Consider the following 18,924-nt stretch of genomic DNA (forward strand, 5'->3'; position numbering starts at 1 on the left):
CTCCCCCCCCCTTATGTGTCTTCTCATTTTCTCCCGTGGGGGTGTAATGTTTCACGTGAAACATCGCACCGCCTCGCTACATCAGGACGTCACGGAGGATCTACCGCAACAACACCTACGGCATCTGAGCCCACCAGTCCTTGAGTGCCGCCACTGCCTCGTCGTGTTCCATCGGCCCGTTCTCCAGCCGTAGCTCCAGCAGGAACTTGTACGCCTGGCCGATCACCGGGCCGGGGTCGACACCCAGGATCTCCATGATCTGGTTACCGTCGAGGTCAGGGCGAATGGCGTCCAGTTCCTCCTGCTCCTGCAACTGGGCGATGCGCTCCTCCAGACCGTCGTACGCGCGAGAGAGTGCTTTCGCCTTGCGCTTGTTCCGGGTGGTGCAGTCGGAGCGTGTCAGCTTGTGCAGTCGGTCCAGCAGCGGGCCGGCGTCGCGCACATAGCGGCGGACAGCGGAGTCGGTCCACTCGCCGGTGCCGTAACCATGGAAGCGCAGGTGCAGTTCGACCAGGCGTGAGACGTCCTTGACGAGTTCGTTGGAGTACTTGAGGGCCGTCATGCGCTTCTTGGTCATCTTGGCGCCCACCACCTCGTGGTGGTGGAAGGAGACCCGGCCGTCCTTCTCGAAGCGGCGTGTGCGGGGCTTGCCGATGTCGTGCAGCAGCGCGGCAAGCCGGAGGGTGAGGTCCGGTCCGCTCTCCTCCAACGCGATCGCCTGCTCCAGGACGATCAGAGTGTGGTCGTAGACGTCCTTGTGCCGGTGGTGCTCGTCACGCTCCAGCCGCAACGCCGGCAGCTCCGGCAGGACGTGCTCGGCGAGACCGGTGTCGACCAGCAGGGAGAGGCCCTTGCGAGGGTGGGTGGACAGGATCAGCTTGTTCAGCTCGTCCCGCACGCGCTCCGCCGAGACGATCTCAAGACGACCGGCCATGTCGGTCATCGCCGAGACGACCTCGGGGGCCACCTCGAAGTCCAACTGCGCGGCGAACCGTGCGGCCCGCATCATGCGCAGCGGGTCGTCGGAGAAGGACTCCTCAGGTGTGCCCGGGGTACGGAGCACACGGGCCGAGAGGTCCTCGAGCCCGCTGTGGGGGTCGATGAACTCCTTCTCGGGAAGGGCCACCGCCATCGCGTTCACGGTGAAGTCACGGCGGACGAGATCTTCCTCGATCGAGTCGCCGTACGACACCTCGGGCTTGCGCGAGGTCCGGTCGTACGCCTCGGAGCGGTAGGTCGTGACCTCGATCTGGTAGCCGTCCTTCTGCGCCCCCACTGTGCCGAAGGCGATCCCGACCTCCCATACGGCATCCGCCCAAGGACGCACGATCTTCAACACGTCCTCAGGGCGAGCGTCTGTGGTGAAATCCAGATCGTTGCCGAGCCGGCCGAGCAGTGCGTCCCTGACCGAGCCGCCGACCAGGGCGAGCGAAAACCCGGCCTCCTGGAAACGGCGGGCGAGGTCGTCGGCGACAGGGGACACCCTCAGCAGTTCACTCACCGCGCGGTGCTGCACCTGGCTCAGGGCACTGATGTCTTCGTTGGCGTTCGGCACAACAGAAAAGGGTACGGGGCCCCGGTGGCAGCGGTCGCCTCCATTGAACGTGCACAAGGGCTTCGCGCGGGTGACCCCGTCGCCGACCCCTTTGATACGCGCACATACGGGGACAGCCCGGCCGCGCCGCCGATCTTGTGGAGCGGACCGCGGCACTTCCCCTCGGCGCACATCGTTACCATGCGTGGACGCACATTTCGACGACCACTGACGACGACGAGGGACGGGCGAGCGCGTGGCCGAGGCGGCAGACTTCCAGGGGATGAGTCCCTCACCTGCCCGCCGGTGGCTGTTGCGCACTGGAGCGCTGTTCGCCGGGGCGCCCCTGCTGGCCGGCCTCTTCCAGCTCCCCACGGCCCCGTACGCGCAGGCGACGCAGAAGACCTCCCCGGCCGCCACCACGGGGGCGAACACCGTCGAGGTCTCCCTCGACTCGCTCAGCCCCAGCGTGCCCACCGACGGCGACACGGTCACGGTCTCCGGCACGGTCACGAACAAGGGCAAGCAGACCGTCACAGAGGCCCATGTGGGCCTGCGCGTGGCCTCGGCGGCCATCACGGGCCGCTCGGCGATCGACGACGCCGCCAAGCGAACCGGCTTCGACCAGTACACCGACGGCGAGGAGGTCGGCGGGAAGTACGTGGAGAAGTTCTCCAGTCTCACCTCCGGTGTGGCCCAGCCCTTCACCATCTCGGTGCCCGTGAAGGAGCTGGACCTCGGCTCGGACGGTGTCTACCAGCTCGGAGTGTCGGTCTCGGGCAAGACATCCACAGCTCCGTACGACCAGGTCCTCGGCATCCAGCGCACCTTCCTGCCGTGGCAGCCCGACGAGGCGGGCACGCAGACGAAGACGACGTACCTCTGGCCTCTGATCTCCACCACCCATCTCACAGCCGAGACAGGGCCCGGGGAGCAGCAGACCCCCGTCTTCCTCAATGACGACCTGGCCAAGGAGATTTCGCCAGGCGGACGCCTGGAGCAGATGCTGACGCTGGGCAAGGACCTCGACATCACCTGGGTGATCGATCCGGACCTGCTGGCGTCCGTCGTGGCGATGACGGAGAGCTACCAGGTCCGGAGTGGGAACACCACCGTCGCCGGCAAGAACGAAGCCGTCGCCAGGGAATGGCTTGCGGAACTGGAAACGGCGGTGCAGGGCGAGGAGGTGATCGCTCTCCCCTTCGCGGACCCCGATCTGGCGTCGCTGGCCCACAGCGGCAAGAAGGTCACCGGCTCTCTCAGCCGCCTGAAGGACGCCACTGATGTGGCCTCCGACACAGTCGAGAACATTCTCCGGGTGGTGCCTGAGACGGACTTCGCCTGGCCCGTGAACGGCGCCGTCGACCCGTCGATCGTCAAGGTCGCCATCTCCGCCGGCGCCGACAAGGTGATCGCCCGCAGCGACAGCCTGCAGGAGAACAGCGGTCTGTCCTACACACCCAACGCGGCACGGCCCATCGGTGGCGGCACCACGGCCGTGGTCGCGGACGCCCGGCTGTCGACGGCCTTCCAGGGCGACATGACGAAAGCCGAGAGCTCCACCTTGGCGGTACAGAGGTTCCTCGCCCAAAGCCTGATGACGGACCTCCAGAACAACAAGCAGCGCAGCATCGTGATCGCCCCGCAGCGCATGCCGTCCGCGAGCCAGGCGCAGACGATGGCGCAGGCTTTGACGGCGCTCCGAGGGGGCACGTGGTCGCAGACACAGGAACTGTCCGCGGCCGCTGCCGCGAAGCCCGATCCGGGCGCAAACACCAGGATCCCGCCGGCTTCCGCGTACCCCTCGTCGCTGCGCAAGCCGTCGTTGCCGAAGTCGGCGTTCGAGGAGATCCAGGACACCCAAACCGACCTCGACCGTTTCAAGGTGATCCTCTCCGACCAGTCCCGTGTGGTCACCCCCTTCGGCAGAAGCATGGACCGGGAGATGTCCACCTCCTGGCGTGGCCACTCCATGGAGGCCGCGGTCTACCGCAACGACGTGCAGTCGTATCTCAACTCGCTCACCGGCCAGGTACGGCTGATCGAGAAGTCCGAGACCAAGCTCTCGGGCCGTAGCGCGACGATCCCCGTGACGGTGCAGAACAACCTCGTGCAGGGCGTCGACAGGCTGACGCTGCGCCTCACCTCGAAGGCCCCGAAGCGTCTGAAGATCGGTGACTATTCCTTCGACGAACGGTCCGTGGACATCTCCGGCGGGCACAGCGAGTCGGTGAAGTTCACAACGAACGCCGAGGCCAACGGACCGGTCACCGTCGTCGCCCAGCTCTACACGGCGGACGGTGAGAAGTACGGTGACGAGGTCACCTTCGTCGTGAACGTCACGGAGATCACTCCCACGGTGATGCTGGTCATCGCCGGTGGCGTCCTGCTCCTCGTCCTCGCGGGGTTCCGGATGTACACACAGCGCAAGCGCGCCGCCGCGCGGCTGGGGACGGAGGGGGCCTCGACGGACGACAACGCGCCGGAGGGCACCTCGCCGAACGATGACGCGAACGCCGGAGCGGCCTCACTCGTACACACTGCCGAGGAGCAGTCCCCGGTGAAGCCAGGGACGGACGAGCCGGAGCACCCGAGTGACCCGGCACCGGACACCGCTCCGGGAAACGCCGACCCGTCCGGCACGGGTGAGAGAGTGGACCGTTGAGCGATTGTCGTGGCCGGTTGGCCCGGGGACGATGAGGTGGGGTAACCATGAACGCGCCGTACGACGGTGACCGCGGCCAGGGCGCGGCCGACTCGGGGTATCCCGACGGCCCGCTGCCCGGGCCGGGCCAGGTGCCGCCGCAACCTCCGGCGGACATGTACCTCCAGGACGCCTACGCCCAGGACCCCTACCGTTCCCAGGACCTGGGTGCACCGGACCCGGTGGCCGAGGCGCTCTACGACCGTGCCGCGCATCCGCCGCCGAGTCAGGGCGCCCCCGAGCCGCACCAGCCGCTCTACGGGCAGCCGTCGGCACCGCAGTACGCCCCCGACCCTCGTGTGTGGGCCCAGACGCCGGCGCCCGAGCCGGACGGGCCGACACGGCATCTGCCGTACGGCGACGACGCCCGCACGACCCAGTTCGTCGGGGTGGACGACCTGGTGACGCAGGCCGGCGAGGAGCGCCACGAGCCGGACGCATTCGCCCATCTCTTTCGCGACCAGCAGCAGAGCGGTCATGTTCCTCCCGGGCAGCCGTCCGTTCCCGGTCAGACCCCGGCCCCGGCGCCCGGTCCGGGCCGCCCGACCTACGAGGAGCCGGTGTCCGCCCCAGCTCCGACGCCCCCACCCGCACCCGCACCTGCCGCGAAGAAGGGCGGGCGGGCCTCGGGCCTGCTGAAGTCGAGTGCCGTGATGGCGGCGGGCACCATGGTCTCGCGCCTCACGGGCTTCATCCGCTCGGCGATGATCGTCTCAGCGTTGGGTCTGTCCCTACTGGGCGACGCCTTCCAAGTGGCGTACCAGCTGCCGACGATGATCTACATCCTGACCGTCGGCGGTGGTCTGAACTCAGTCTTCGTGCCTCAGCTCGTACGCGCCATGAAGGATGACGAGGACGGCGGCGAGGCCTACGCCAACCGGCTGCTGACGCTCGTCATGGTGATCCTCGGTCTCCTCACGACCCTTGCGATGTTCGCCGCACCGCTTCTGGTCCGCGCGCTGTCGGTGGGAGTCGCCAACAACCCCGCAGCCAACGAAGTCGCCGTCACATTCACCCGCTATTTCCTGCCCTCGATCTTCTTTATGGGCATCCACGTGGTGATGGGTCAGATCCTCAACGCCCGTGGTCGTTTCGGCGCGATGATGTGGACTCCGGTCCTGAACAACATCGTCATCATCGTTACCCTCGGCGCGTTCCTCTGGGTCTACGGCAGTGCGGCCGACTCGAACATGCAGGTGAGCAACATCCCGCCGGAGGGTGTGCGGCTGCTCGGCATCGGCATCCTCCTGGGCCTCGTGGTCCAAGCCCTGGCTATGATCCCGTACCTGCGGGAGACCGGCTTCCGGCTGCGGCTGCGCTTCGACTGGAAGGGTCACGGCCTCGGCAAGGCCGCGATGCTCGCCAAGTGGACGATCCTGTTCGTGCTCGCCAACCAGGCGGGCGCGCTCGTGGTCACCCAGCTGGCTACCGCCGCCGGCATCGACGCCGGTGTCAAGGGCACGGGTTTCGCCTCCTACGCCAACGCCCAGCTCATCTGGGGCCTGCCACAGGCCATCATCACCGTCTCGCTCATGGCCGCCCTCCTGCCGCGCATCTCGCGCTCGGCCGCCGAGGACGACGCCGGCGCCGTCCGTGACGACATCTCACAGGGCCTGCGCACCACGGCGGTCGCCATCGTGCCGATCGCCTTCGGTTTCGTGGCGCTCGGCGTCCCGATGTGCACGCTGATCTTCGGCTCGTCCGGAATCAGCTCGGCCACGAACATGGGCTTCATGCTGATGGCCTTCGGACTCGGCCTGATCCCGTACTCCGTGCAGTACGTCGTCCTTCGCGCCTTCTACGCGTACGAAGACACCCGAACGCCCTTCTACAACACGGTCATCGTCGCCGCCGTCAACGCGAGTGCCTCCGCGGTCTGCTTCTTCGTGATCCCGGCCCGCTGGGCCGTGGTCGGCATGGCAGCCTCGTACGGTCTGGCCTACATGACCGGCGTCGGAGTCGCGTGGCGACGGCTGAAGAAGCGGCTGGGCGGAGACCTCGACGGAGCCAGGGTCATGCGGACATACGCGCGGCTGTCGATCGCCTCGCTGCCCGCGGCACTGCTCAGCGGCGCGGCCTGCTACGGCATCAGCCGGGCCCTGGGACAGGGCGTCGGCGGCTCGATGCTCGCACTCGTCGGAGGAGGAATCGTTCTGCTCGGGGTCTTCTACGTCGCCGCGCGGCGCATGCGCATCGAAGAGCTCAACTCGATGGTCGGCATGGTCCGTGGGCGGCTGGGGCGCTGAGGCTGGGGTACGCGCACAACCATCGTCCGTCGTCGCGTGTCGCTCATAGCGGCGGACTGTGGGCACAATTGGCTTGGCGTCGCAGAGCGCTCAACGGATGGGGAGGCAGGAACGACGGTGGCGGAACGGAGCACGGCTGCCGTCGACGTGGCAGACAACAGTGGCGAAGAGCCGCTGACCGCACAGGCGGACCAGTCCACGGCCGACGGGGAGGCCCAGAACCGGGAGCGGGACACGGAAAGCTCGGCGAGCGAAGAGGAACAGGGGAGCGGCGGTACCGAGACCCCTGCGAAGACGACACCGCCCGAACTGCACAGCGGCCACAAACTCGCCAGACGCTACCGACTCGAAGAGTGCGTCACCCGTCTGGACGGTTTCAGCAGTTGGCGCGCGGTGGACGAGAAACTGCGCCGTGCGGTCGGGGTGCATGTGCTGCCCTCCGACCACACGCGCGCCCGTTCCGTGCTGGCGGCGGCTCGTTCCTCGGCTCTGCTGGGTGATCCCCGCTTCGTCCAGGTACTGGACGCGGTCGAGGAGAACGACCTCGTGTACGTGGTGCACGAGTGGCTTCCGGACGCCACGGAATTGACGGCGCTGCTGGCCTCCGGCCCGCTGGCACCGCACGACGCGTACCAGATGGTCAGCCAGGTCTCCCACGCCATGGCCGCCGCGCACCGCGAGGGCCTTTCGCATCTGCGGCTCAACCCGAGCGCCGTGCTGCGCTCCGCCGCCGGTCAGTGGCGCATCCGCGGTCTCGCGGTGAACGCCGCGCTGCGTGGCATCGGCTCGGACAGCCCGCAGCGCACGGACACGGAGGCGATCGGCGCGCTGCTGTACGCGGCACTCACCCAGCGCTGGCCTTACGACAACGACGCGCACGGCCTCTCCGGCCTCCCCAAGGGGGTCGGACTCATCGCACCCGACCAGGTGCGGGCCGGTGTCCATCGAGGGCTGTCGGAGCTCGCCATGCGCGCGCTCGTCAATGACGGCGCCACGGCTTCCCGCCACGATTCCCCGTGCACGACGCCGGAGGAGCTGGTGAAGGCGATCGGTGAGATGCCCCGCATCCGCCCGCCGGAGCCCGCGTTCACCGCGCCGCCGGACTATCAGCGCACGACGTACCAGCAGGGGTCGTACGGTCGGCAGACGGCGCACCCGGGTGCCACCCAGCCGCTGCAGACTCCGCCGCCCCCGTTGCAGAGCCGGACCGGCAAAGTCCTCAAGTGGGCCGTCTCGGCGCTGTTGATCGCCGCGCTGGGTCTGGGGAGCTGGCAACTCGCCGACGCGCTCATGAACCGCAGGGACCAGTCCAGCGAGCCGGACACAAGCCAGACGCCGGACGGCAACAACAAGGACACCGACAAGGCCAAGCCGGTCACGACGCTCAGCATCAAGGGCGCCGCGGAGTACTACCCGGACGGGAAGCCCCAGCACGCGAACGACGTGGGACTGACGTACGACAGCAGTGCTTCGACGTACTGGCGTACCTACTCCTTCCAAGGCGGGCCTACGCTGGCGCCGTACAAGCAGGGCGTCGGCATCGTCTACGACCTCGGTTCGGTCCAGGAGGTGTCAGCGGCTTCGATAAGGCTGTACTACCCCGGCGACCGCACGACGGCCACCCTCTACGGGGCCGACTCGCTGTCGTCGTCCGCTCCACTCAGCTCGATGACGAAGATCGCCACGAACACGACGACCGGGACGGAACTGAAGATCTCCGCCAAGAAACCGGTGAAGACCCGATACGTTCTCGTCTGGCTCACGGATGTACCCAAGGCCGGTGGCGACCAGTTCAGCGACCCCGGCTACAAGCAGGCGATCACTGACGTGAAGTTCACGGGCTGAGAGGGCACGAGGAAGGGGGATCCGGTGGCGCACGGCGCTGACCACAGCGGGGCAAGCGATCAGGATCTCCTGGCCCGGCATGTCCAGGGCGACCCCGATGCCTTCGGTGAGCTCGTAAGGCGCCACCGCGACCGGTTGTGGGCGGTGGCGCTGCGGACCCTGGGGGATCGTGAGGAAGCCGCCGACGCCGTGCAGGACGCGCTGGTGTCCGCTTATCGGGCCGCCCACACGTTCCGTGGACAGTCGGCTGTCACCACCTGGTTGCACCGCATCACGGTCAACGCCTGTCTGGACCGTGCTCGCAAGGCGGCGTCCCGCAAGACATCACCCGTCGACGACACAGAGCGCTTGGAGCAGCTCCTGGAGCCGCACGAGGCGGCTTCAGCACCGGCCGAGCGCAACGATCTGCATCGCCAGCTCTGGGAGGCCCTGGGCACCCTGCCCCTGGATCAGCGCGCGGCGCTGGTCCTGGTGGACATGCAGGGCTACCCGGTGGCGGAGGCAGCACGGATCCTCGATGTGCCGACCGGCACCGTGAAAAGCCGCTGCGCCCGTGGCAGAGCCAGACTTCTGCCGCTTCTGTCCCACCTCCGCACCGACGGAGAGGGTGCGGGCGGCAGAAAGTCGGTGAGTGGAAGGAACCGGGCTCAGGGGGCATCCGTCCCACTCGCAGCGGGACCACATGATGCAGGGCCAAGCGATTCAGCAGCTGTGAAGGGCGGAGGTGGGCGAGCGTGACATCCACGACTGACACGGCCGGACACCCGGAGATCACGGAGATCTCCGACCTCACCGAGGGTCTGCTCACCCCCTCGCGTACCGCGGATGTCCGTCGGCATCTGGACGAGTGCCCCCTCTGCGCCGACGTGTACGCCTCACTGGAGGAGATCCGCGGCACGCTGGGCACCCTGCCGGGCCCTGTGCGGATGCCCGACGATGTGGCAGGACGCATCGACGCCGCACTGGCCGCAGAAGCCCTGCTGAACGCGACGGCACCCGGACACGAGACACCTGGGGAGCATGCCGCTGCCAGCGCCTCCCACGCGGCGGTGGGCGAGGGCGACGCGCATGTTTCACGTGAAACATCACCTGTGGTGGATCGCCCTGCCGGTCGTCCACGCGCGTCCACCGGCCCTGGACGCACAAGCCAGAAGCGCCGCAACCGCCGCAGGACTGCCCTCGGCACCGCCTTCGCGATCGCAGCCCTCGGATTCGGTGCGGTGTTCGTCCAGTCGATCGGTGACAGCGACGCTCCTCCGAGCTCAACTCCGACACAGGCCTCTCCCATCTTCTCCGGCGTCAAGCTGGAGAAGCGGGTTGATGACCTCCTGAGTAAGACCGGGGCCGAAGGCACGCGGGACAAGGACACCTTCGGGACAGCGACGTCCCCTGAGAAGAACACGAAGACGGTCTTCAAGACCGACGTGCCCGTCTGTATCGCGAAGGGCATCGGCGACATCACCGGCGCGATCGCTTCCGAGCCGGGTACCTATCGGGGAGCCGCCGCGTATCTCGTGCTGCTGCCGGACCGCTCCGACGCCTCACGCGTCACGGCCTACGTCGTCGACGCCTCCTGCCTGGACAAGGCCTCGGCGCTCTCCGGTGATGTTCTCGTGAAACGGTCCTACGACCGCCCCTGAGAACCGTCTTCCACGCTGTGCCGCCCATGGCCCATGGCATCCCTGTGCGGTGTCCTGTCTCCGTGTGCCCGGACACACCGGGAATGGACGCCCCTTAGGATCCGTTGGGTGGGGTGAGAGTTCCAAGAGCAGCTCCCACCGGCAGAACGCAGCAGTCTCCAGAGACGAGGAACCAAGCCGTGAGCGACGTCCGTAACGTGATCATCATCGGGTCCGGGCCCGCCGGCTACACGGCGGCGCTCTACACCGCGCGCGCGTCGCTGAAGCCGCTGGTGTTCGAAGGAGCCGTCACCGCAGGTGGCGCGCTGATGAACACCACCGAGGTCGAGAACTTCCCCGGCTTCCGGGACGGCATCATGGGCCCCGACCTCATGGACAACATGCGGGCCCAGGCCGAGCGTTTCGGTGCCGAGCTCGTCCCGGACGACATCGTCGCCGTCGACCTGAGCGGCGAGGTCAAGACCGTCACGGACACTGCGGGAACCGTGCACCGCGCCAAGGCCGTCATCGTCACCACCGGCTCCCAGCACCGCAAGCTCGGGCTGCCCAACGAGGACGCGCTTTCCGGCCGTGGTGTCTCCTGGTGCGCCACCTGTGACGGGTTCTTCTTCAAGGACCAGGACATCGCCGTGATCGGTGGCGGTGACACCGCTCTGGAGGAGGCGACCTTCCTTTCCCGGTTCGCCAAGTCGGTGACCGTCGTCCACCGCCGAGACACGCTGCGTGCCTCCAAGGCGATGCAGGAGCGTGCTTTCGCCGACCCGAAGATCTCCTTCATCTGGGACAGCGAGGTCGCCGAGATCCAGGGCGACCAGAAGCTCGCCGGACTGAAGCTGCGCAACACCAAGACGGGCGAGACCTCCGACCTGCCGGTGACCGGTCTGTTCATCGCGATCGGTCACGACCCGCGCACGGAACTCTTCAAGGGTCAGCTCGACCTGGACGACGAGGGCTATCTGAAGGTGGCCGCGCCGTCGACCCGGACGAACCTGACCGGTGTCTTCGGCGCCGGTGACGTCGTCGACCACACCTACCGCCAGGCGATCACCGCAGCCGGCACCGGCTGCTCCGCCGCCCTCGACGCAGAGCGCTACCTCGCGGCCCTCGCCGACGGCGAGCAGGCCGCCGAGCCCGAGAAGACCACCGTCTGACCCCCTCCCGCCCCACCGCACCAACCAGTTAGGAGCCCTCAGTGGCCGGCACTCTGAAGAACGTGACCGACGACTCCTTCGAGCAGGACGTCCTCAAGAACGACAAGCCCGTCCTGGTGGACTTCTGGGCCGCCTGGTGCGGTCCGTGCCGCCAGATCGCGCCGTCCCTCGAAGCCATCGCCCAGGAGTACGGCGACAAGATCGAGATCGTCAAGCTCAACATCGACGAGAACCCGGCCACGGCTGCGAAGTACGGCGTCATGTCCATCCCGACGCTGAACGTCTACCAGGGCGGCGAGGTCGCCAAGACCATCGTCGGCGCCAAGCCGAAGGCCGCGATCGTCCGTGACCTTGAGGACTTCATCGCCGAGTGATGTTTCACGTGAAACAGCGAAGGGGCCAACCCACTCGGGTTGGCCCCTTCGCTTTGCCATGAGCCTGCTCGTTGAAGCGAGGCTCGTTCGCTCATAGCGGCCGTAGCACCGGCTCCTTCTGAACGGCCCCAAGTAGCCGGTCCAGGGCCAGCTCGACGTCCTCCTTCCAGGAGAGTGTCGTACGCAGCTCCAAGCGCAGCCGGGGATGAGTCGGATGAGTGCGGACCGTCTTGAAGCCGACGGCCGTCAGATGGTCGGCCGGAAGGACACACGTCGGCTCCTTCCACCGCGCGTCTCCAAAGGCCTCGATCGCCTTGAATCCCCGTCGCAGCAGATCCTTGGCAACCGTCTGCACCATCACCCGTCCGAGTCCCTGCCCCTGGTATCCCTGCACGATGAAGCCGGTCATCAACTGGACCGCGTCAGGAGACACCGGGCTCGTGGGAAACGCGGTGGAGCGGGGCACATAGGCCGGAGGCGCATACAGCACGAAGCCCACCGGTACCTCGTCCACGTAGACGACCCGACCGCAGGACCCCCAATCCAGGAGGACGGCGGAGATCCATGCCTCCTTCTCCAGGGCAGGGGTCCCCGCCTTTACCGCGGCCGCGCCACTGACTGGGTCCAACTCCCAGAAGACGCACGAGCGGCAGCGCTTGGGAAGGTCCTGAAGGTTGTCCAGCGTGAGCGGTACGAGCCGACGCCCCATGAAGGCTGTTCCTCGCTTCCTTCGCCCGCGGCGTCGCGAGCGGCTGTCAGAGCGCTCCGCTCCCTGAGCAGACTACCGACGAAGCCGCCGAGCGCCCCCAGCCCCAGTCCTGCGGTCACCAGTCCGGAACGGCTCACGGTTCGCATGGCCCCCGCCTCTCCACAGAAGATCCGCCAGGTCGATGCGCCATACCCGCACGCATCGTATCCACGATGAGATTGCTGAGACACCGCCTGAAAGCAAAGAGCGGGCTGTGTCCGGTATACATCGGACACAGCCCGCTGATGCGGTCGACCAGCCGAAGGCTGTCCTGCCTATTCGAAGACTCAGTCCTCCGAGTCCTCCGAGTCGTCGTCCAGGAGACTCCTCTGAAGGGCGAGTTTCTCGCCCGGAGCGAGCGTGTTCAGGATCCGCTCAAGGTCCTCCGTGGAGGCGAACTCCACAGTGATCTTGCCCTTCTTCTGACCCAGATCGATTTTCACTCGCGTCTCGAAGCGATCCGAAAGCCGGGTCGCGAGCTCGCCCAGTGCCGGGGAGGGCACCGAGCCGGCTCGTGGTCCCTTGGACCTCGAGGCGGCCTTGGGCCGCGACCCCATGAGCGTGACGATCTCTTCGACGGCTCGGACCGAGAGTCCCTCGGCCACGATCCGGTGAGCCAGCTTGTCCTGCTCCTCCGAATCCTCGACTGAGAGCAGCGCCCGGGCGTGACCAGCCGAGAGCACACCGGCGGCCACCCTCCGCTGGACCGCGGCCGAAAGCTTCAGCAGACGCAGGGTGTTGGAGACCTGCGGGCGGGACCGACCAATACGGTCCGCCAACTGGTCGTGCGTGCAGTTGAAGTCCTTCAGCAACTGGTCGTAGGCAAAGGCCTCTTCCAGCGGGTTCAGCTGGGCACGGTGCAGGTTCTCCAGGAGCGCGTCCAGGAGAAGCTTCTCATCGTCCGTGGCCCGCACAATCGCGGGAATCGCCTCCAGCTCGGCCTCATGACAGGCTCGCCAGCGCCGCTCACCCATGATGAGCTCGTAGCGGGCCGGGCCCACTTGCCGTACGACGATGGGCTGGAGGAGGCCGACCTCCTTGATGGACGTGACGAGCTCTTGGAGGAGGTCCTCGTCGAACACCTCGCGCGGCTGGCGGGGATTCGGAGTGATGGAGTCGAGAGGCAGCTCGGCGAAGTAGGCGCCGATGGGTGCTGCGGGCAGATCCATCGCGCCGTTGGTCGAGAGCTCCTCTGTTTCACGTGAAACAGGCGGGAGAGCAGCCAGCTTCGAGGTCGCCACCCCACGCTCGGGGGTGAAGACAGATGTCGCGGCCGGTGGTGTGGATCCGGACGCTCCCGCTGCCGAAGACTCCTTCTCTCCTGTCGAGGCCGCTGGGATCAGTGCGGCGAGACCACGGCCCAACCCCCTCCGTCGATCGCTCACTGGATCCCCTCCACCACACTCGGATTGTTCTGAGCACCGATATGAGCGTGCGTCGGGTCATAGCCCACGCCCACGCCCTTCAGTGCGATTTCTCGTGCCGCCTCAAGGTAGGAGAGGGCACCGCTCGATCCTGGATCGTAGGTCAGCACCGTCTGCCCATAGCTAGGTGCCTCGGAGATACGGACCGAGCGCGGAATACTCGTCCGCAGCACCTCTTCACCGAAGTGGGTGCGCACCTCCTCGGCGACCTGGGAGGCAAGGCGCGTCCGGCCGTCGTACATGGTGAGCAGGATGGTCGACACATGGAGGACAGGGTTGAGGTGCCCCCGTACCAGGTCGACATTACGGAGCAGTTGACCGAGGCCCTCCAGCGCGTAGTACTCACACTGGATGGGGATGAGGACTTCCTGGCCGGCGACCAAGGCATTGACCGTCAGCAGACCGAGCGAGGGCGGGCAGTCGATGAGGATGTAGTCCAGGGGCTGCTCGTACGCCTGAATCGCTCGCTGCAGTCGGCTCTCACGGGCCACCAGGGACACCAGCTCGATCTCCGCACCGGCGAGATCGATCGTGGCGGGGGCGCAGAAGAGACCCTCCACATCAGGAACGGGCTGGACGACTTCCGCCAACGGTTTGCTGTCGATCAGCACGTCGTAGATGGACGGCACCTCGGCGTGATGGTCGATGCCCAGCGCGGTGGATGCGTTGCCCTGAGGGTCGAGGTCGACCACGAGGACACGGGCGCCATGTAGAGCAAGCGAAGCGGCGAGGTTGACTGTCGTCGTGGTCTTGCCGACGCCGCCCTTCTGATTGGCGACGACCATGACTCTGGTCTGCTCAGGCCGGGGCAATCCTTCGCCGGCGCGGCCCAGAGCCTCTACCGCCAGTTGGGCAGCACGACCGATGGGAGTGTCGTCCATCGGGGGCGGTGTTTCACGTGAAACATCCTCCCCCATCGACTCGGTACGGGGACCGGGGACCGGATCGGTCATCGGTCCCGCGATGTTGGCGTCGGACCGCAAGGATTCACTCTCCTCGACTTCAGGCTCGCAATGAACAGAGCCTCCCATGTCTTCGGGGTCATGAACCAGTGAGGCCTGGGGTTCTGTGGAGAATTCCACCTCTGTGGAAAACTCCGCCACCTCTCCGAGTGACCCGAGAGGCTTCCGGTCGCGCGGTTCGGCCGCGGCGCGGCCACGACTGATGATGCCGTGCAGCAGTGAGCGACGTTTCACGTGAAACACGATGCCCAGCGGCACAGGCCACGCCCGCGCGACACTCCGAGATGGGTAGGTTTGGAAGCTTGTGTGGAGTACGACTCGTCCTCAGGACGGATCAGCGAACGTCCAGATCAACCTCATCGGCGTCGACGTGTTCGCCCAGTCCTGGCCGCCTTCGCCCGCTTGGCCGCGAAGCGCACCCCACCCGGGCTCTCCCCGACCTCCACACGGACGACGGTGGACAACGGATCAACCACGCCTTCTCCGACATGGTGGATGGAGGTCTCCACCGCACCGAGCTTACTCAGGGCCGAGGCGGCACTCTTCAGCTCCTCCTCGGCGGTGTCCCCCTTGAGCGCCAGCATCTCTCCGTAAGGACGCAGCAATGGAATGCCCCAGGTGGCCAGTCGATCGAGTGGTGCCACCGCCCGTGCCGTCACCACATGGACCGGCTGCAGTGACCCGAGGACCTCTTCTGCCCGGCCCCGGACGACGGTCACATGGTCGAGACCCAGAAGTTCGACGACCTCGGTCAGGAAGTTCGTCCGCCGCAGGAGTGGCTCAAGCAGCGTGATCTTCAGATCGTCCCGGACCAGGGCCAGCGGAATGCCTGGCAGTCCCGCACCGGAGCCGACGTCGCAGACCGTCACCCCTTCGGGCACGACCTCGGAGAGCACCGCGCAGTTCAGCAGATGCCGCTCCCACAGGCGGGGCACCTCCCTGGGACCGATGAGTCCCCGCTGCACTCCCGCCTCAGCAAGGAGCTCGGCGTATCGGACCGCGTCCGCGTAGCGATCGCCGAATACGTCGCGCGCCTGCTCGGGCGCAGGGGGAAGCTCCGCTGCCTCCGTCACGGGGACCGTCCTTCCGTACCGCAAGAGCGCACTGGGCGCTGACACCAGAACAACAGGCTGACAAAGTTTCGGCCCCGCCTGCGGGCAGACGGGGCCGAAGGAACGTACGTGCCGAATCAGGCAGGAAGCACGACGACGAAGCGCTGCGGCTCCTCGCCCTCGGACTCACTGCGCAGGCCCGCGGACTTGACCGCGTCGTGCACGACCTTGCGCTCGAAGGGCGTCATCGGCTTGAGCTTCACGGGCTCACCGGTGCTCTTGGCCTCGGCCGCGGCCTTGGCACCCAGCTCGGAGAGTTCGGCACGCTTCCTGGCCCGGTAGCCCGCGATGTCCAGCATCAGACGGCTGCGGTCGCCGGTCTCGCGGTGCACGGCGAGGCGCGTGAGTTCCTGGAGCGCCTCGAGCACCTCGCCCTCACGGCCGACGAGCTTGTTCAGATCGCGGCTGCCGGAGTCGCTGATGATCGAGACAGAGGCACGGTCGGCCTCGACGTCCATGTCGATGTCGCCGTCGAGGTCGGCGATGTCCAGCAGACCTTCCAGGTAGTCCGCGGCGATCTCACCCTCCTGCTCCAGGCGGGTCAGGGTGTCGCCACCCTCGGAGGCGGCGGAGGTGGTGCCTTCCGTCACGGGATGGGCTCCTCTTCTTACTTCTTGGACGGGGACTTGGGCCGCTGCTGGCCCTTGCGCTGACCGGACTGGGCCTTGCTTCGGCCACCGGTGCCGGACTTGGGCGCGGTCTTCTTGGCCGCGGGGGCCGGCTTGGCGTCCTCCGGCTCGTCGGACTTGGTCAGCGAAGTGGGCTCGTTCTTCGGCTCGACGTCATCGGCGGTCTTCGTGGTCCCGGACTGACGCTGGGCCTTGGTCTGTCGCTTGGGCTGCTGACGCTTGGGGGTCGCCGGCGTACCGTCCTCGGCCACGGCGACGGTCGAGGCCTCGCTCTTGACCACGGTGCCGTCGCTCTGGGCCGCGAGGCCCTCCTTGCCCAGGCCGGTGATGAACTTCCGCTCGTACTCGTTGCGGTCGCGGCCCTTGACGACGATCGCCTTGACGATGGCGCGCTCGCGGCGGTTGCGGGTCTTGCCGTGTCGCGTGACGTGCTTGAAGAGGCGCTCCAGGTAGGCGGCCTGAGCCTTGGAACCCGGGGTCGGGTTGTTGTGGATGACGTACATCTGCTGGCCCATGGTCCACACGTTGGTGGTGAGCCAGTAGACGAGGACACCGACCGGGAAGTTGATGCCGAAGACGGCGAACATGATCGGGAAGATGTACATCAGCATCTTCTGCTGCTGCATGAACGGCGTCTTCACCGTGGTGTCGACGTTCTTCGTCATCAGCTGACGCTGCGTGTAGAACTGCGACGCCGACATCAGGACGATCATGATCGCGGTGACGATGCGAACGGTCGTGATCGAGGCATCGAGGGCCGTGGCCTCGGCGGCGGTGTCCGTGAACGTCGCGGCCAGCGGAGCGCCGAAGATGTGCGCCTTCTGCGCGCTCTCCAGCAGGCTCTCGTTGATGACACCGATGGTGTCGTTGTTCGCGATGCTGTTGAGCACGTGGTACAGGGCGAAGAAGAACGGGGACTGCGCCAGGATGGGAAGGCACGAGGAGAGCGGGTTGGTGCCCGTCTCCTTGTACAGCTTCATCATCTCTTCGGACTGACGCTGCTTGTCGTTCTTGTAGCGCTCCTGGATCTTCTTCATCTCGGGCTGGAGCGTCTGCATCGCCCGGGTCGCCTTGATCTGCTTCACGAACAGCGGGATCAGGCAGATACGGATCAGGATCACCAAGGACACGATGGACAGGCCCCAGGCCCACCCTGTGTCAGCGCCGAAGAGGGCGCCGTACACCTTGTGGAACTGGACGATGACCCAGGAGACGGGTGTCGTGATGAAGCTGAAGAGACTGGCAATCGTGTCCACTAATCATGCTCCTTGGGCATGGGACGGGCTCTCGGCGGCCGGGCTCGAAGGATCGTGCCCCTCGGTGGCCGGTTCGGCGGCGGAGGACCCGCCCTTGCGTGCGCGCCACGTGCCACGCACCATCTCGTGCCACCGTGGGCGCTTGCGCGGCGGGACATGGTCCACACCGCCGAGCGACCACGGGTTGCACCGCAGGATGCGCCAGGCGGTGAGGGCCGTGCCCTTGAGCGCACCGTGCCGGTCGATGGCCGTGTACCCGTAGTGGGAGCACGACGGGTAGTACTTGCACACCGGCCCGAGCAGGGGACTGATCGTCCACTGGTACAGCTTGATCAGCGCCAGCAGCGGGTACTTCATCGTGCGCCCCCTCCCAGCAGCCGCCCCAGGGCGGCGTCCAGGTCTTGGGCCAGTTGTCCGTGGTCGGCGTCACCCGCTCCGGGCAGCGCTCGTACGACTACCAGGCTACCGGGGGGAAACAGGGCGACTCGATCGCGCATCAGATGGCGAAGCCTGCGCTTCACCTTGTTGCGTACGACCGCGCCGCCGACGGCCTTGCTCACGACGAAACCCGCACGCGTCGGGGAAGCGCTCTCCCCAGGCGCGTGCGGGCCCGTGGCACCGCTACGTAGGTGAACGACGAGGAGTGGGCGTCCGGCCCGGCGTCCTCGTCGTACCGCGGTCGCGAAGTCCTCGCGCCGCCTCAGCCGATGCTCGGTAGGCAGCACGACGTCATGACCTGATCGGGATCAGGCGGACAGGCTTGCGCGACCCTTGCTGCGGCGGTTCGCGAGAATCGCGCGGCCGGCACGGGTGCGCATCCGCAGGCGGAAGCCGTGGGTCTTCGCGCGACGACGGTTGTTCGGCTGGAAGGTGCGCTTGCTCACTCGGGGGCTCCAGAGATAAATCGGGGTTTGCGGGTGCCGTCCTGGCTGTCACCGTGCGCCCACGAGTAGCTCGTATTCACGCCCGAGTGCACCGCTTTTCGATCACCTGACGTGATCTGTGCCCATCGGAGGCAGGCGGCAGCAGCCATCGACAACTCGACCTGGTTACGGTACGCGCGGCTACGCCATCCGGTCAAACCAGCAGCCACGGGGAGACACTATCCACAGGCTGGGGACAACAACTTGAACCGTACCGGCCGCCGTGACTACCGTGCTGAACTCCGATTCGTACCCTTTCCCTTGGCTGCTGGGCCCCGACCCTTCCATCAGCACCTCGTTCCGAGGGCCCCACCCGAGTTTCAAACCGACCCGTCCCAGAACCACACGTTCGTGGGACCTGTGAGAGAGCGTGCCC

The 18,924-nt window shown here is 66.9% G+C and carries 17 protein-coding genes; 7 read left to right on the forward strand and 10 right to left on the reverse strand.

Features of this window, described 5'->3' with window-relative positions:
• Window positions 1-115: 115 nt before the first annotated feature.
• The gene (locus tag ACFY9I_RS08890) at window positions 116-1,555 is read right to left on the reverse strand and encodes a CCA tRNA nucleotidyltransferase (protein WP_390998555.1); all 1,440 of its coding nucleotides are present in this window, start codon (window positions 1,553-1,555) and stop codon (window positions 116-118) included.
• 235 nt (window positions 1,556-1,790) lie between these two features.
• On the opposite strand from ACFY9I_RS08890, the gene ACFY9I_RS08895 reads away from it, so the two are divergent.
• From ACFY9I_RS08895 to trxA, 7 genes are all read left to right on the forward strand, one after another.
• A complete protein-coding gene (locus ACFY9I_RS08895; RefSeq protein ID WP_390998557.1) occupies window positions 1,791-4,199 on the forward strand; it encodes a DUF6049 family protein in 2,409 nt (802 codons plus the stop codon).
• 47 nt (window positions 4,200-4,246) lie between these two features.
• A complete protein-coding gene (gene murJ / locus ACFY9I_RS08900) occupies window positions 4,247-6,484 on the forward strand; it encodes a murein biosynthesis integral membrane protein MurJ (RefSeq protein ID WP_390998560.1) in 2,238 nt (745 codons plus the stop codon).
• Window positions 6,485-6,601: 117 nt separating this feature from the next.
• Window positions 6,602-8,329: a protein kinase family protein gene (locus tag ACFY9I_RS08905; RefSeq protein WP_390998563.1), complete on the forward strand. Its 1,728-nt coding sequence runs from the start codon at window positions 6,602-6,604 to the stop codon at window positions 8,327-8,329.
• Between the two features lie 24 nt (window positions 8,330-8,353).
• A complete protein-coding gene (gene sigM, locus ACFY9I_RS08910) occupies window positions 8,354-9,067 on the forward strand; it encodes an RNA polymerase sigma factor SigM (protein WP_390998566.1) in 714 nt (237 codons plus the stop codon).
• Complete coding sequence (locus ACFY9I_RS08915) at window positions 9,064-9,969, forward strand: anti-sigma factor family protein (RefSeq protein ID WP_390998569.1); 906 nt, start codon at window positions 9,064-9,066, stop codon at window positions 9,967-9,969. Before sigM ends, ACFY9I_RS08915 begins: the two co-directional genes overlap by 4 nt.
• A gap of 179 nt (window positions 9,970-10,148) precedes the next feature.
• A complete protein-coding gene (gene trxB, locus ACFY9I_RS08920) occupies window positions 10,149-11,120 on the forward strand; it encodes a thioredoxin-disulfide reductase (RefSeq protein ID WP_390998572.1) in 972 nt (323 codons plus the stop codon).
• A 41-nt stretch (window positions 11,121-11,161) separates the two neighbouring features.
• Window positions 11,162-11,494 (forward strand): thioredoxin, encoded by a 333-nt coding sequence (trxA, locus tag ACFY9I_RS08925; RefSeq protein WP_045558506.1) that lies wholly within the window; start codon window positions 11,162-11,164, stop codon window positions 11,492-11,494.
• 91 nt (window positions 11,495-11,585) lie between these two features.
• Here trxA and ACFY9I_RS08930 read toward each other — a convergent pair whose 3' ends face one another.
• The 9 genes from ACFY9I_RS08930 to rpmH all read right to left on the reverse strand — a co-directional run bounded on the left by ACFY9I_RS08930 (window position 11,586) and on the right by rpmH (window position 18,509).
• Window positions 11,586-12,203, reverse strand: a complete 618-nt coding sequence (locus ACFY9I_RS08930) for a GNAT family N-acetyltransferase (protein ID WP_390998574.1) — start codon at window positions 12,201-12,203, stop codon at window positions 11,586-11,588.
• A gap of 326 nt (window positions 12,204-12,529) precedes the next feature.
• Window positions 12,530-13,627: a ParB/RepB/Spo0J family partition protein gene (locus ACFY9I_RS08935; RefSeq protein ID WP_390998576.1), complete on the reverse strand. Its 1,098-nt coding sequence runs from the start codon at window positions 13,625-13,627 to the stop codon at window positions 12,530-12,532.
• Window positions 13,624-14,697 carry an AAA family ATPase gene (locus tag ACFY9I_RS08940; RefSeq protein ID WP_390999156.1) on the reverse strand — a complete coding sequence of 358 codons (1,074 nt, stop codon included), beginning with the start codon at window positions 14,695-14,697 and terminating at the stop codon, window positions 13,624-13,626. Before ACFY9I_RS08940 ends, ACFY9I_RS08935 begins: the two co-directional genes overlap by 4 nt.
• Window positions 14,698-14,984: 287 nt before the next feature.
• The gene (rsmG, locus tag ACFY9I_RS08945; protein WP_390998578.1) at window positions 14,985-15,701 is read right to left on the reverse strand and encodes a 16S rRNA (guanine(527)-N(7))-methyltransferase RsmG; all 717 of its coding nucleotides are present in this window, start codon (window positions 15,699-15,701) and stop codon (window positions 14,985-14,987) included.
• Window positions 15,702-15,817: 116 nt separating this feature from the next.
• The gene (locus ACFY9I_RS08950) at window positions 15,818-16,330 is read right to left on the reverse strand and encodes a R3H domain-containing nucleic acid-binding protein (RefSeq protein ID WP_390998581.1); all 513 of its coding nucleotides are present in this window, start codon (window positions 16,328-16,330) and stop codon (window positions 15,818-15,820) included.
• Window positions 16,331-16,347: 17 nt separating this feature from the next.
• Window positions 16,348-17,625, reverse strand: coding sequence for a membrane protein insertase YidC (yidC, locus tag ACFY9I_RS08955; RefSeq protein ID WP_390998583.1), 1,278 nt, complete (start codon window positions 17,623-17,625; stop codon window positions 16,348-16,350).
• A gap of 3 nt (window positions 17,626-17,628) precedes the next feature.
• Window positions 17,629-17,982: a membrane protein insertion efficiency factor YidD gene (gene yidD / locus ACFY9I_RS08960; protein ID WP_390998585.1), complete on the reverse strand. Its 354-nt coding sequence runs from the start codon at window positions 17,980-17,982 to the stop codon at window positions 17,629-17,631.
• Window positions 17,979-18,350 carry a ribonuclease P protein component gene (gene rnpA, locus ACFY9I_RS08965; protein ID WP_390998588.1) on the reverse strand — a complete coding sequence of 124 codons (372 nt, stop codon included), beginning with the start codon at window positions 18,348-18,350 and terminating at the stop codon, window positions 17,979-17,981. The genes yidD and rnpA overlap by 4 nt, the downstream gene beginning before the upstream one ends.
• A 21-nt stretch (window positions 18,351-18,371) precedes the next feature.
• Window positions 18,372-18,509, reverse strand: coding sequence for a 50S ribosomal protein L34 (rpmH, locus tag ACFY9I_RS08970; protein WP_005482975.1), 138 nt, complete (start codon window positions 18,507-18,509; stop codon window positions 18,372-18,374).
• Between the last annotated feature and the right edge of the window lie 415 nt (window positions 18,510-18,924).

It is taken from the genome of Streptomyces sp. NPDC012510 (assembly GCF_042955065.1).
Classification (GTDB): domain Bacteria; phylum Actinomycetota; class Actinomycetes; order Streptomycetales; family Streptomycetaceae; genus Streptomyces.

Bases quoted from the DNA above. Each gene is read 5' to 3' on its own strand.
- murJ (WP_390998560.1), top strand. From the start codon at position 4,247: ATGAACGCGCCGTACGACGGTGACCGCGGCCAGGGCGCGGCCGACTCG.
- ACFY9I_RS08930 (WP_390998574.1), bottom strand. From the start codon at position 12,203: ATGGGGCGTCGGCTCGTACCGCTCACGCTGGACAACCTTCAGGACCTT.
- ACFY9I_RS08940 (WP_390999156.1), bottom strand. From the start codon at position 14,697: ATGGGAGGCTCTGTTCATTGCGAGCCTGAAGTCGAGGAGAGTGAATCC.
- yidD (WP_390998585.1), bottom strand. From the start codon at position 17,982: ATGAAGTACCCGCTGCTGGCGCTGATCAAGCTGTACCAGTGGACGATC.